Origin of the sequence: Pseudomonas sp. FSL R10-0399, assembly GCF_009600165.1 — a bacterium.
Lineage (GTDB): Bacteria > Pseudomonadota > Gammaproteobacteria > Pseudomonadales > Pseudomonadaceae > Aquipseudomonas > Aquipseudomonas helleri.
This window is the reverse complement of record NZ_WIWK01000006.1, coordinates 69,768-82,506: the sequence shown is the minus strand read 5'-3', so window position 1 is coordinate 82,506 and position 12,739 is coordinate 69,768. Positions and strand designations below refer to the sequence as shown.

The following is a 12,739-nucleotide window of genomic DNA, read 5'->3' as shown; positions in this document are numbered from 1 at the left end:
CAGGATGGCAATTTATGCCCAAAAAAAAGGGCTTTCCGGTAAAGCTGTCGGAGTAATGTTCGGTGGTGTCGCCCTGATTGCGGCCAGCGCTATGATTTATATCAACTTCACCCGTGAAACCTTCGATAAGGAGACTCTTTGCCCGTCTACGGGGCCTAAAGGGCAATACGTAGTGTTGATCGACAACACGTCGCCGTTCCCGTTTACTCAGAAAGTTGCCTTGGGCCAACGGCTGAAAACGATGGTTACTGAGGAGCTGCCTAAAGGCTACCTACTCTCGGTGTTTCTACTCGGTGAAGACTTCAAAAGCAATGAAAAACCGCTATTTGAGCGCTGCAATCCCGGGCAGTGGAAGGATAGAAACCAACAGACCAGTAACAAAAAGTTTGTTGATCGCGACTTTAACCAAAAATTCGTAAAACCGTTCGATGACATCGTGCACAAGATCTCGCTGGAAGAGCGCAGCAAAAACTCGCCAATTTTCCAGATGCTGCAGCTGGTAGGCATCAATGGATTTGAGCGAGCCCATGTGTCAGGTGAACGCAGGCTGGTGATTTACTCGGACATGCTGGCAAACATGCCAGAGTTCAGCATGTATAAGGCCTCCCTGCCGCATTATGCGGAGTTTCGCAAAACTGCTTATGGACAAAATGCTGCAGCGCCGGGGCTGAACGGTAGCAGTGTGGCGATCAATTTGTTGGCGGCTGATCAAAAAGTGCTGCAGAGCAACAAGTTGGCAGTGTTCTGGGAGCAATATTTTCAAGATAACGGCGTATCCGTGGAGGGGTTTTCCCGGGTTGAGGGGCTGTAAATGGACGTCAATAAATGGATCAGGCGCGTCAGCACCTACTTTGCGATCGCCGTAGTACTGAAAATTAGCCTGTCGATTGCCAGCCTGTTGCTAAAAGACCCTAAGTGGTTAGGGTTTGTTTTTCCTCTTTCGGTGATGGTGGGCTATTGGACCATTGGCTATACGGTTCGACAAAAATGGGATAAGCAACTCACCCTGGCAAAGTTTGCCGACTCCGTTTACTACCTGGGTTTTCTGTTCACTGTCGCCAGCATCATCATCTGCCTGCTGGATATTGAGAGCCTAGGCGATAACCTGAATGGAATGGCTACTCGGTTTGGCGCCGCAATGGTCAGTACCGCGCTGGGTATGTTAGCGCGAGTTATTCATACCGGATTTCGTATCGATGCCAACGACGCGGTCAGAAGTGTCGAAGAACGGGCGATTCATGCAGCCGAAAACCTCGCTATCTCCTTTGACAATAGCTTCCAGCAGCTCGAAGTGTTCCGGGATAAAGTTGATGTCGCTTCCCGAGAGGCTGTGCAGAGTGTGAAGGAGCAGGTCAAGGCGCTGTATGAGCACAACATCAACGTCACCGATGCTTACTTTGCCAATGCTACGCAGCAGAGCAATGAAGCCTTTTCGCTCATCCTGGAAAACACTCGGCTAGCCAGTGACCAATTGTTGATCACTATTAATGAACTGGCCGAAAAGAGTGCCATCACGTTGCGCCAGATGGAAGATAACGCGTTGGATTTCGGCACGATGGCGCGTGATCGTGTAGAGCAAATGATCTTTCCAGATGACCTGTTCACCCGCAAGTTAGGTGGTTCAATCGATACCTTGGCAAGCACAACGGACAGCGTCAGTGAAGGTGTTTCATCCCTCGCCGAAGATGTCAAAACTGCCACCCGCCAAGTCACCACGGCCATACGCAACCTGAACGCCAAAACTCAGACTCTGGATGAAAACCTAGTCGCGGTCGGTGCCATTGTGACGAGCCAGGAGCGTTTGGTGGATGCGATGAAACAGCAGAGCAAAGAAGTCATGGACAGCGTTGAGCGTGTGCAGAAAGAGTATCTGGATTCGTTGGACGACCAACAAGAGGAGTACCTCAACGAAATCAAGACTCGCCAGCAATCGGTTGAACGCATTGCAGACAAGCTGGAGGCCCTGAGCATTCGAATCGAAAACGCCGATACGGTAGAGCGACTGAGCACTGAAGTCACCGATGCCCTGAAAGGTGTACGTGAGGTCACTCAGACCAACCGAGACGTTATGGCTGAGCGTCTTGAGTTCAGCTTGGCGCCGCTGATTCAGGCACTGGTTGATAGTAATGAAAAGCATCAGGGGATCGCCGCACGCATGGAGCAGCACAATCGTGCGATCGAAACCACTCACAGCCAGATGGATGCTCTGATCACTAAGATCGGCGATGTATCGATTGGGGAGGCGGCCAATCAACATGCCGAGCCTGCCCGCCCGGCTGATGCGAGAACCGCCTAATGAGCGGAAAGAACGATCAGGTTTTTCAGCTCTCGCTTACCGAAATCTTTATCATCGTCTGCTTTATTTTGTTGTTGTTAATGGGGTACCAGATTTTTAAGTTAACCCATAAAAATCAGGCGCTGAACGAGAAAGTGGCCGCCTTCCAGGATTTGGATATGCGTGAAAAGGCGATCAGTACAGTAGCCGAGGCGTTGAAGGCACGTATGACCGCATTAGGTGTGCGTAAGCCTGATGAGATCATCAGCAAATTGATAGATGCCTCGAAAGCCAATGCAGAGCTGGATCGCTTGAAAGTGCTCTTGACCCAAAAAGATCAAGAGCTGACTGCTCTTGCGGCCATCGAAAAAGCGTTGATGGAAGTGGCCGGCCAGAAGAAAGGCGATGACGCCAAGCAACTGATACTAGAAACCATGATGTCGTTTGAGCAGTTGAAAAAGCTGGTTGTCGATCCTGATGAAGAAAGCGACGCGCAGCCTACCGATGTGGTGAAGCGTGTCGCGGCGTTAAAGGCCCAAGAAGACATGCTCGAGGCAGCTTTCGGGACAACAAATGATCAACTCCAGCAAACGATCAAGCATGCTGTGGCCTTGGTTCAGGCAGAAAAAAGCGGCGTAAATCCGGTTGAGTTGCAGAAAGCGAATAAAGACTTACGGGGCCAAGTTCAGTTCCTGCAAAACCGCTTAAACAAGGGGCGCGGCGGCGACCTTCCACCGTGTTGGGTGAATGAGGTTACGGGCAAGCCGGAGATGTTCCTCACCGTCAAACTCAGTGAGAATAATCTCACGTTCGAACCTGCCTGGCCGCCCGCGCGCCAGGAGGATGCAATGGCGCTGCCAGGTATTGGCGAGCTGATGGCTAATACCACTCGTACCTATGAGAGCTTTATTCAAGCGGCTAAACCGGTATCGGATTTGGGTACGCAGAAAGAGTGCAAGTACTACGTGCGCTTGGCGAGTCTGATTCAGGATGCCGTGACGTCTGATCGACGGCGGCTAATGGTTGAGAATTTGTTCTACAAGGTAGAAGTCAGGCGGTAGCGCCTTTGCGTGGCTATTACATATTTTTGGCTGTCGTCGGGCCGGCGCTGGCTCCACACGAATTAATCCCGCTCATTTTGCAGTTAAGCAAGGTGATTGGGTTAGGTTGCGGCATCTGTAGCTGTTTAGCTAAGGGAGAAAGGTATTGATGGACGTTTCGACAGCAGATCTATTGGCGCAATGCTCAAATGAGGATCTTGCGCCGTTGGTCAAGTACATCCTGGAGGCCAGTACAGAAAGTCTTTCCAGTAACGAACTGTACAAATCGCACGCGCCGGATCATCACCAATATGCAGCGCAGATACTCCAGGAGATACGCCTGTTCGGGGGTAATTCCTTCGTTAATCTGTTTCGCAAGGAAGGTCCTGAGTACCTTGAAGTCGTGCAAGATGTCGCGAGTAAATTCGGTGTACTCAAGGCCAGCAAATTCACTTCCGTTACGGCTCTGGAAGAAGAGCTGATTCAAAAGATACTTCGCGATGCTTTGAAAAAAGCCGATGGCCAGGCGCGTGAAGATATGGAAGCAATCCTCAAGGAGGCCGGCTTAGGTCGGGCGGACCTGAGCGCGCTGCTATCGGGATCCTCATTGGTCACCCTACTGGGCGCCAAGGCAGCGAGTTATCTGACCTACGAGTTGTCCAGCATAATTGCCGGAGCGGTGGCCAAACAGTTACTCGGAGTGGGTGCCAGAGTCGCAGGCAGCGCTGTATTAGGCAGGGGAATAGCAGCATTGGCGGGGCCAATTGGCTGGGCCATCACCGGCGTATGGACTGCGATTGACCTCGCGGGCCCGGCCTTTCGCGTGACTGTTCCTTGTGTTCTGCACATTGCCATGCTGAGGCAACGCGTGATTTGCGCACACGCAACAGCGGGTATGAAGGAAGCTTTCAATGATTGATTTGAGTGTGGTGTTTAAGGTGCCTGAGTGGCTGGCCGCCGGTTTGGAATCTGGCGAGCTTGAGCGAGTGGGTGGGGTCATTCGGGATAAAGTCACTAAAAAGGTCGTTGCCTGGCTGAAGGAAGGCGACACCATAAGCACTGAACCGCCATCAGAAGTGCTTAACGGGCAGCTCTCGCAACTGATGATGCAGGGCCAAGTGTTGATGGGGTTGCAAATGGCCAACCTAGCTGTAAGCACAATCGGCTTTGCGATGATTTATCGCAAGCTTCAGGGCATCGAACGTAAATTGGAGGGTATTCAGTCTGGTGTCGAGCAGCTTCAGGACGGCCAGAAATGGCAGGACAGGAAGGCATTTATCAGCCATCTGGCGCCTGTGATGAGTGCGACAGGCGCGCTGTCGTCACTGTGTTCATACAAGTCTGCCGATTTTGCTCAGAACAAACTGATGCACGCCGAGCGCCAGTTTGACACAGCGGAATATTACTTCAAGCGGGTCACTCAAGAGCTAATGAGCGAGCGTAAGCACTACGCCCGGAATATCGAGTTTGCGATGAATTACCGTTCCTGGATCATCGCCGCGCAGGGCAAGGTGCAATCGCTCTATCAATTGGGAGAGTCAGTCGCGGCGGTTGATGCGGCAGTACGCCTTCAGTCGGAGCACGCCGACTTCGGTAAAGAAGTCGCCAGCCTCCTAGCTGCTCCACTGCACCGTTTTGCCCCAGGCAATTACGAGGGAGGAGATGCGTTGACGTTGTTTGGCCAGCAGGCTGTGCAAACACATCAGATCCTCAAAGGTAACGCGTTGCAGCTGGCATTTATGAACGACAACGATATTCAAGTGCAGCAAGAGTTGATTTCAACTGAGATCGATCAGAGTGGTCTGCTGATTTACATTCCACGGTAAAGGACAACTTTTGTGATTGGGTATGTTCGCATGCGTTTCACGTATAACTTTTACCTTGACCTTGTTCAGATTCAGCTTGCCCACTGTATCTGGGCAAAGGAAATAGCGGTGGAAATGTCGAGCGATATCGAGGTAAAAGACTTCACGAGTAACGACTCCGGCAACGCCCAATCCCACTTTTCGCGCAACATATTTTGCACCTCCTCCAAAAGCGAATTGATATCGCTAGGGTCCAACGTGCCCACAGTCTTGAGTGCCTCTCTTGCCTGATCGATGTTTGCATAGATCTCTATAGCCAAGCCCGAATTATCACAGGATAGGCCCACATGATTGAGCAGCAGACGCAGAGCATCATTAGCGTAATCCCCCAACCAACTAATCAAATAACATTTCCCTCCAGACTCGATAAGATACCGCTCGCCAAGCCCCAATAAGGCAAAAGTTTTTCGGGCCTCGTCGAGTAAAGCTTTGGCACCTTGATCGATAAAAGGGCAGGGGCTGGAGTCCGCCAAGACTGCGCGCATCTCCTCACGTACGGCGTCATGCACCATTGCGCCCAAGCCATCGAACTGAGGAGGCGCCCCCCCTCGTGCGGCTGACACGATGATGACCTTGGCCTGCAGGTCAACATCACGTACCTGCCATCGACGGCCACCGAAGATAATACGTTGGTCTTTGGTCAGCGGACGGCTAACGGGGACCGAGCCCAAGGCTTTACCGTCGCATACCAGACGGAATTCTTCATCGCTGGTGAATGCGCTGTAGAACTCATGGTGATTGATCATTCGCTCGCCAACTGTTCCAGGTAGCAGCAACCCTGAGCTGTCCTGGACAATCAATTCGTGCTCACCCAGAGATTTGAGTAGTTTCACAAAGTCTGGCTTTTCAATACCTTGAAATGCGCCTTCAGCAATCAAGTTTTTCCATAGGTCAGCAGCCGAAGCGCCGCCGCATTGAGCAATGATGGAAAGGCATTGCTGCACCAAGGTGGAGCCATGAATGCCCTGCGCTCTGGGAGGTTCAAACCAACCTCTGGTCAGCAGTCGAACCATAGCAATGGTTTGTACCAACACTTGGCGTAATTGATCAGATAAGCCAGATTTATCCGTGAGCGGTGATTCTTTACAGTAAACGCGTAGCGTTGCTTTCTCTCCTGGGCGTCTGCCGGAACGCCCTAAACGTTGACGCAGACTTGCCACGGAAGGTGGAGCACCAATTTGTACTACCGTTTTGATACTGCCGATGTCTATTCCGAGTTCAAGTGTTGTAGTGCAAATCGCAGATGCTGGCCGGTCGCCAGCTTTCAATGCATGTTCAGCCTGCTCCCGCAGGTCTTTCGAGAGACTGCCGTGATGAGGCCAGAACTCGTTGGGCACGCCGTCTTTCTCGCATCGTCGGCGCAGTTGGTCTGCGTACCATTCAACCTGAGACCGACTATTCGGAAATATCAGGTTATTGCTGCCGCGTAGTACCTGGTAGAGATGCTCAGCAATCGCGAAGTCAGGGCTTGCCTCATTTTCCGTTTCGTCTTCATTCCTCTCCTGCTCATTGGGTTGACCAGGTTCCTTTTTAAGCTCGCTCATTGGCGGCTGAATGTAGCCGCGAACTTGCACCTGAAGTGTCTGGTTAGCGCTTTTCGATTCAATAACGGTAACGTTATCGGCATTGGCCGGTCGCAAAAACGCTGACGCTATCTTCATATCGCCGAGGGTGGCTGAAAGCCCAACCCTGGGAAGGCGCCTTCCCGCAGCAAGTTCAACCCTGTGCATCAATGACTGAAGTTGTTTGCCTCGCTCACTACCGATGAAAGCGTGTAGCTCGTCCACGACGATATAGCGCAGGTGTTGGAATACGCCGCCGAGACTTGAACCACGGTTGACAAAAAATGCTTCAAGAGATTCGGGAGTGATTAGCAGCACGCCCTCAGATGATTTGAGAAAACGGTGCTTTTTGCTGGATGAAACATCTCCGTGCCAAGCGACAACAGGGATCTCAAGCTGTTCACAGAGTCGGCTTAACCTGTCCCATTGATCGTTAATCAAGGCCTTAAGCGGACTGATATACAGCACCGCACCAGGCGGATCATCGTTATTGAGCAGATTCGTCAGGATGGGCAAGAAGGCGGCTTCGGTTTTGCCAGCGGCTGTTGCTGCGGCGATGATGACGTCCTGATCGGCGTGTACCAGAACAGGCACGGCCCATTCCTGGGCATCGCGAAGGGAGGTCCAACCTTCAGCCCAAATCCAGCGCTGGATTCGGGGCTCTAGCTGTTCGAAGCCTGATGAATCAGAGTGTGAAGGTGGCAAGTTCATCGTCTGCATCGACCTTCATATCATCTTCACCGCCGGAATCCTTGGCGACCTCGACCGCCCCTAGCAGTGTTCGCCAATCGGCCCCTGGGTTTTGCTCAAGGATGGCCAGTAGATTGATGAACGCTGTGATCGTGGTACGCGGTGTGCGGAAGTAGGCTTCCCCTAGGCGTTGGTTGCAGTGAGCCATAAACAGAGGAAGCGCCTCGTCAGGCAGCAAATACTTTTCAGCATCGCCGCCGGCATATACGTGCCGGAGTTTTTGAAGCAGTACGTAGAAGTCTTCAGGGGTGAGACTGGTAAGGCGAATGACCGGCCCTGAGAGATCCACCAGTCCGGTTTTGGCAAACGAGTTCTCAGCCAATCGCGACTGCAGGGCAGGGTAGCTGAATAACCCTCGACGAGTATCCATCAAAAACTCGGGCGTGCCGCCCAGCAAGAACCCCAACCCTTCGGATGACCCTTGCAATGAGTCGTTGAGGATGCGGAGGATCTGTTCGTAGTTGGCATTACGAGCCTGCGTATTCGCCAGTTTGTAGAGGTTAACCAGTTCGTCGAGGCAGATCATCAGGCCACCGAACCCTGCGAGCCTGACGAATCTGGAAAGCAATTTGAGCTGGTCGTAGACGGAGGCGTCGTCAATGATGGTCCGCACGCCCAAGGCAGCGCGGGCATCGGTTTTGGTGGTGAATTCTCCGCGCAGCCAACGAATCGCGTCGACCTTCAGTTGCTCATTGCCTTCCTCAAAACCGCGGCAATAGGCAGCGATCACCTCGGCAAAGTCGTACCCATTGACCATCTCGGTCAACTCGGCCAAGTGCTTACGAATAACTGTCTCGCTATCGGTACCCGCTGCCTTGGCTTCTGTTTTGGCCTGGGAGATAAATTTCTCCACAATGCCTTGCATGGCACCACCGTCCGGCTTTGTGCGCGTCGACATGTTCTTGGCTAGTTCGGAGTAAAGCGAGCGAGCTTGCCCCCCAGTGGCGTGCAACCGGCGGTCAGGGTTCAAGTCGGCATGCATGGTCACGAGTTTTCGTTCCATGGCGATAGCACGAACCAGGTTCAGAAAGAACGTTTTACCTGCGCCGTACTCGCCTATCACCACCCGAAACGCTGATCCGCTCTCCACCAGACGTTCGACATCCTTGATCAAAGCATCAAGCTCGCCTACACGGCCAACCTGAATCAGGTGCTGACCAACACGTGGCACTACGCCCGCGCGTAACGATTGAATGACCGCGTCGCGATCCTTGGCTCTGATAATGCTCATAGGGCTAATTCTTCCAAGATGTCTGTGTTTATCTCGACCGGGTCGTCGCCTTCTGTGAAGGGCATGTCGAATCTTTCAAAAGCCATGTCGTTGATTTGTTCCAGAGCGCCATCGAGCATCAGCTCCATGTCGCTGGCAGCGGTTTCCAGTTCTGCGCGGCTCCATTCCGGGCGAGAGATCAACAGGCGGAGGAAGGCCGAGTGTTCCTGGTCAAGCCCAGGTACGTCCGCGCTCGACTCCGAATTCGGTTCAGCGCTTTCAGTCGGCCGGTCCGCCTCCTCAACCTGATCCTCAGTGAACACCTTGGCGAGGAGGGCGGTGACCTCCGCCGTCTCCCGCTGGAGTTGTGCAATCCGATCATGATCAAGGACGAAACCTTGTTTCGAAGATGAGGCAGGCTGCGCGCCGGGTTCGGCGGATGGGTAAGTGGTGGCAGGCGTCACGGCAATACCCACACCGGCTGCCGCCCCATGGAGGTCGCTGTAAAGCAATTGGCTATCCAATTGCAGTGCCTTATACACACGCTCCAGCAACTTCACCTCCGCAGGGCTGACGATGCCATCAGCCTGCGCCAGATGAGCGAGGAAGCCGGCAATGGTGCGTTTTGCATCGACAGCCAAGGGGTCGAGCTTTTTCTTAAGGCTGGCAAGCGTGGGCGGTTGTTGGAGTTGGATTTGCAGATGTGCTTTGAGGCGTTTGCGATGGGCACCGCTCAAGTGACTCCATGAATCGATATGCTGAGCAAGCAGTGTGATTTCTTCGTTGGAGGTATCACCGTCTGCCGAAGCCACCGCACTGGCCAAATCAAGGGTTACCGATGCAGCGTTGTATGCAGCAGACGCACGGAGTGATCCATCTTCAGGCTGGGTTACAAACAACGCGATTCTGTCCTCGGCTTTTGGCGTCTTGCTACCACCCAGTACGTCGGGTTCCATTCCAATATGCAGCGACTCCAATGCGCGGGCCAGAGCGAGTACTTTGTCCCGAGACAATGCGCCCGCGCTTTTAAAGCGCCCTGCGAGCTCTCCAAAACTCATGACGACCAGGTCGTTACCAATCCTGGACTGCAACTCATCCAATTCGTCGTGGGCTACCTTCGGCCAGAGCGCGACAGGAAGCTGCAGGAGCCCCTCAAGTGCTTCTGCGCTTTCAGGGTTTCTTCCCAAATAACGGCTGTAGGGCTCAACTTCGCTAGTGCATTGCTCGACCAGCAGTTGCAAAATTTTACGTGTGCCCGAGGTTGCCATGACGTCAGGCAGATCCCCCAGGGTAAGGGTGGGGGCCTTTATTACGGCAGAGGCAGGGCGATAGCTGGCCTTGAGCTTGGTTTTGTTCTGCGCCAGTATCAGGCCCGCAGGATAAGCGTTTTCGTATTTGAGCTTGAACAAGCGTGAAAACACATCTTTGCAGCGTATGACTGGCGTACGTTTACTGATGTTGGGGTCGGCCAACGCCCATGCAAGTGCCCAATCGGCATTCAGCGGTTGCTTATTGGACGCGTGCTGACCTAAACCAATGCGCAGCGGCAGAGGCATTACGTAGCTGTGCTCGGCCATGTTGGGCGGCAGGCCAAGGTAGAGATTCGCGTCAACGGCGCGGTTGCTCAAGTATTCAAGGAAGCTTTCTGCATAGCTTCGGAATGACCCATTTCCTCTATAAATACTCAGTAGGCGCCGGACCTCGTCGACTATTAAAGGAACCTCATTAATGACCTTTGAGTCGTAAATGGGATCAATGAGGGCTCGACGTTCCAAACCGTAGAAAAACAAAAATACATAGCCGGTATCCGCCAACGGATCACTACGCCCACCTGCGAGCCATTGCAGGTATCCGCGTCGCGCTTGCGGTGTAATAGAGTGGAAACTCGGCCAATAAGACATCAGTCGCTCGTTGAGGTCGACGTAGTTCTTGGCAATCCGAAGCTTTGGGTTGATCAGTGAAGGCTCTTGAGCATCATGTCTGCTATCAAGTGTGCTTCCGATATAAAACATGCCGCTAGGCAGTGAGAGGCCGGCAACTTCGATGACTTCGCCAGCAGGCACCCAGCGGGCGTCGACCTTCTGTGAGCTGATACTTGGAATTTTAAAGGTATTGGCAGGGGGAGAGCCGAGTTGCACCGTATAAAACTCGGGGCCTTGCTCATTGTTCCTATTGCTCGTCGAGACTTCACGCATGGAAAACGTTACGCCCAAGCTTTGTGGCTTTTGCGGGCGCACATTCTTTGCAGCTGATGCTTGAAGCTGATTGAGCCGGCGTTTTCCGCGTTCGGCCAGCAGCCACATAATGGTGCCGATACCCGCTATGACACCGATCGCTATCCAGGCTTTTTTGGGGATAGTAGCGAGAGCACTGAATGCCAGAGCAAAAATGATAAGTATGCCGGTGCCACCGGAGTTTTTGGCTTTCTTCCTTGCCATGTGTCATTTCAACCTTGAAAGATGGGTACTGGCGCTATGGCAGTATCCAATATTCCTAACGCTTGAGCCAATGGCTTGGCTGAGCAGATGATCGGAAAGTTGAACGATCTTGGGTGGAGATGCCATTTCAGCTATAGATTTAATGCTTAGGGCATTTCATATGAGCGTCGCGGCGTTTACGTGAGCCATCCTCAGTAATTTCAAACATCAGTAATGAGGCCTGTCTGACAACGACTTGAGTCTAACGGAGCCTTCCGCCCCCGTTAATAGATACGGACCACATACCCAGGCGGATATTACTGTGGGACTTTCGGTGACTCGCTGGTTCGACACGCCGTTCGAGCATCCGTGGTTGCCGGCATTGGCGAACTATTTCCAGCGCTTGAGCGAATTTGCCGTAGCCCCCTGCAGGGGCGTGGGTGCTACGGGATGGCGTAGGGGCGCCCTGATGCAGTGTATGCCCTAAGATATGCCCCCAATGTAGCAATCCACCGGAAGAGAATGGAGCTCCATGGTTTGTGGTAAGGCGGAAATGATCAGCTAAACAGCCTGCCCGACAACGCCTAAAGACTCTCCGGATCCCCAAAAAACATCTGAATCCTCGACCGCAACCACCTTTCTCCCGGATCGTTGTCCTGTGCCCCGCGCCAGGCCATGTGCAGTTCAAAGCTTTCGATTTCAAGTGGCGGGTCTTCGGCGCGCACGCCGCCGGCGGCGGTTAGGGCTTCGGCGGTGTAGTCGGGGACCATGGCGACGATGTCGGTGCCCGCCAGCAGTGTGCTTAAACCATTGAATTGCGGCACCGCGAGTACCACATGGCGCTTGCGTCCGGTTTTTTCGAGTTCGGTGTCGATGTAGCCGCTCAAGTCGCCGGCGAATGAGACCAGTGCGTGGGGTCGCGCGCAGAAGTCGTCCAGGCTCATGGCGCCGGGCATGGTGTCGGCACGCAGTAGTTTGGACCGGCTGCGGCGCAAGACTTTGCGCTTGGCATTGGCGGGCAGGTCGGTGGTGTAGCTGACGCCTACCGATATCTCTCCCGACGCCAACAGCGGTGGCATGAGGATGTAGTTGACTCGCCGCACCACGAGGACGATGCCCGGGGCTTCAGCGCGCAAGCGCTTTAGCAGCATCGGCAGCAGGGCAAATTCAACGTCATCCGACAAGCCAATACGAAACACCGAGGTGCTAGTGGCCGGGTCGAATTCTGAAGCACGGCTGACGGCGGTGGAGATGGAGTCGAGTGCCGGTGACAGCAGCGCGAAAATCTCTATCGCCCGCGCTGTGGGCTCCATGCTGCGGCCGGTACGCACGAACAAGGGGTCGTCAAACAAATTGCGCAGGCGTGACAAAGCCGCATTGATGGCCGGCTGCCCCAGAAAAAGTTTTTCGGCGGCACGGGTCACACTGCGTTCATGCATCAGGGTTTCGAAGACGATCAGCAAGTTCAGATCGACGCGACGCAAGTCGTTACGGTTCATCTGGCGGGATTCACTGAAGGGTCAACGGAAAGTCAGGTAATGGATCTTACTGGCAAAGGTCATAAATCGTCACTCGGTAGATTGCCTTTCTTGGATTGAGAAGGCGTGTTTCAGGGCTTGT

Annotated in this window: 9 protein-coding genes; 5 read left to right on the top strand and 4 right to left on the bottom strand. The window is 53.4% G+C overall.

Going from position 1 to position 12,739, the window contains the following annotated elements; all coding sequences use genetic code 11:
- The first annotated feature begins 4 nt into the window (after nucleotides 1-4).
- From GHO41_RS03205 to GHO41_RS03185, 5 genes are all read left to right on the top strand, one after another.
- Nucleotides 5-811 carry a hypothetical protein gene (locus tag GHO41_RS03205; protein WP_153432945.1) on the top strand — a complete coding sequence of 269 codons (807 nt, stop codon included), beginning with the start codon at nucleotides 5-7 and terminating at the stop codon, nucleotides 809-811.
- Complete coding sequence (locus GHO41_RS03200; RefSeq protein WP_153432944.1) at nucleotides 812-2,296, top strand: hypothetical protein; 1,485 nt, start codon at nucleotides 812-814, stop codon at nucleotides 2,294-2,296.
- Nucleotides 2,296-3,336: a hypothetical protein gene (locus tag GHO41_RS03195; RefSeq protein WP_153432943.1), complete on the top strand. Its 1,041-nt coding sequence runs from the start codon at nucleotides 2,296-2,298 to the stop codon at nucleotides 3,334-3,336. Before GHO41_RS03200 ends, GHO41_RS03195 begins: the two co-directional genes overlap by 1 nt.
- 148 nt (nucleotides 3,337-3,484) lie before the next feature.
- Nucleotides 3,485-4,234 carry a YaaW family protein gene (locus tag GHO41_RS03190; protein ID WP_178126462.1) on the top strand — a complete coding sequence of 250 codons (750 nt, stop codon included), beginning with the start codon at nucleotides 3,485-3,487 and terminating at the stop codon, nucleotides 4,232-4,234.
- Nucleotides 4,227-5,141: a hypothetical protein gene (locus GHO41_RS03185; RefSeq protein WP_153432941.1), complete on the top strand. Its 915-nt coding sequence runs from the start codon at nucleotides 4,227-4,229 to the stop codon at nucleotides 5,139-5,141. The genes GHO41_RS03190 and GHO41_RS03185 overlap by 8 nt, the downstream gene beginning before the upstream one ends.
- Nucleotides 5,142-5,212: 71 nt before the next feature.
- On the opposite strand, the gene GHO41_RS03180 is transcribed toward GHO41_RS03185, so the two are convergent.
- From GHO41_RS03180 to GHO41_RS03165, 4 genes are all read right to left on the bottom strand, one after another.
- Nucleotides 5,213-7,384 (bottom strand): DEAD/DEAH box helicase, encoded by a 2,172-nt coding sequence (locus GHO41_RS03180; RefSeq protein WP_371928827.1) that lies wholly within the window; start codon nucleotides 7,382-7,384, stop codon nucleotides 5,213-5,215.
- A 43-nt stretch (nucleotides 7,385-7,427) separates the two neighbouring features.
- Nucleotides 7,428-8,723, bottom strand: coding sequence for an ATP-binding protein (locus tag GHO41_RS03175; protein ID WP_153432940.1), 1,296 nt, complete (start codon nucleotides 8,721-8,723; stop codon nucleotides 7,428-7,430).
- Nucleotides 8,720-11,140, bottom strand: a complete 2,421-nt coding sequence (locus GHO41_RS03170; protein WP_153432939.1) for a TerB N-terminal domain-containing protein — start codon at nucleotides 11,138-11,140, stop codon at nucleotides 8,720-8,722. Before GHO41_RS03170 ends, GHO41_RS03175 begins: the two co-directional genes overlap by 4 nt.
- 563 nt (nucleotides 11,141-11,703) lie before the next feature.
- On the bottom strand, nucleotides 11,704-12,618 hold the full coding sequence (locus GHO41_RS03165; RefSeq protein ID WP_153432938.1) for a LysR family transcriptional regulator: 915 nt from the start codon (nucleotides 12,616-12,618) through the stop codon (nucleotides 11,704-11,706).
- Between the last annotated feature and the right edge of the window lie 121 nt (nucleotides 12,619-12,739).

What these genes read in the sequence shown, in the direction of transcription:
- GHO41_RS03205 (WP_153432945.1), top strand. Translation starts at nt 5, where the DNA reads ATGGCAATTTATGCCCAAAAAAAAGGGCTTTCCGGTAAAGCTGTCGGA.
- GHO41_RS03200 (WP_153432944.1), top strand. Translation starts at nt 812, where the DNA reads ATGGACGTCAATAAATGGATCAGGCGCGTCAGCACCTACTTTGCGATC.
- GHO41_RS03195 (WP_153432943.1), top strand. Translation starts at nt 2,296, where the DNA reads ATGAGCGGAAAGAACGATCAGGTTTTTCAGCTCTCGCTTACCGAAATC.
- GHO41_RS03190 (WP_178126462.1), top strand. Translation starts at nt 3,485, where the DNA reads ATGGACGTTTCGACAGCAGATCTATTGGCGCAATGCTCAAATGAGGAT.
- GHO41_RS03185 (WP_153432941.1), top strand. Translation starts at nt 4,227, where the DNA reads ATGATTGATTTGAGTGTGGTGTTTAAGGTGCCTGAGTGGCTGGCCGCC.
- GHO41_RS03175 (WP_153432940.1), bottom strand. Translation starts at nt 8,723, where the DNA reads ATGAGCATTATCAGAGCCAAGGATCGCGACGCGGTCATTCAATCGTTA.
- GHO41_RS03170 (WP_153432939.1), bottom strand. Translation starts at nt 11,140, where the DNA reads ATGGCAAGGAAGAAAGCCAAAAACTCCGGTGGCACCGGCATACTTATC.
- GHO41_RS03165 (WP_153432938.1), bottom strand. Translation starts at nt 12,618, where the DNA reads ATGAACCGTAACGACTTGCGTCGCGTCGATCTGAACTTGCTGATCGTC.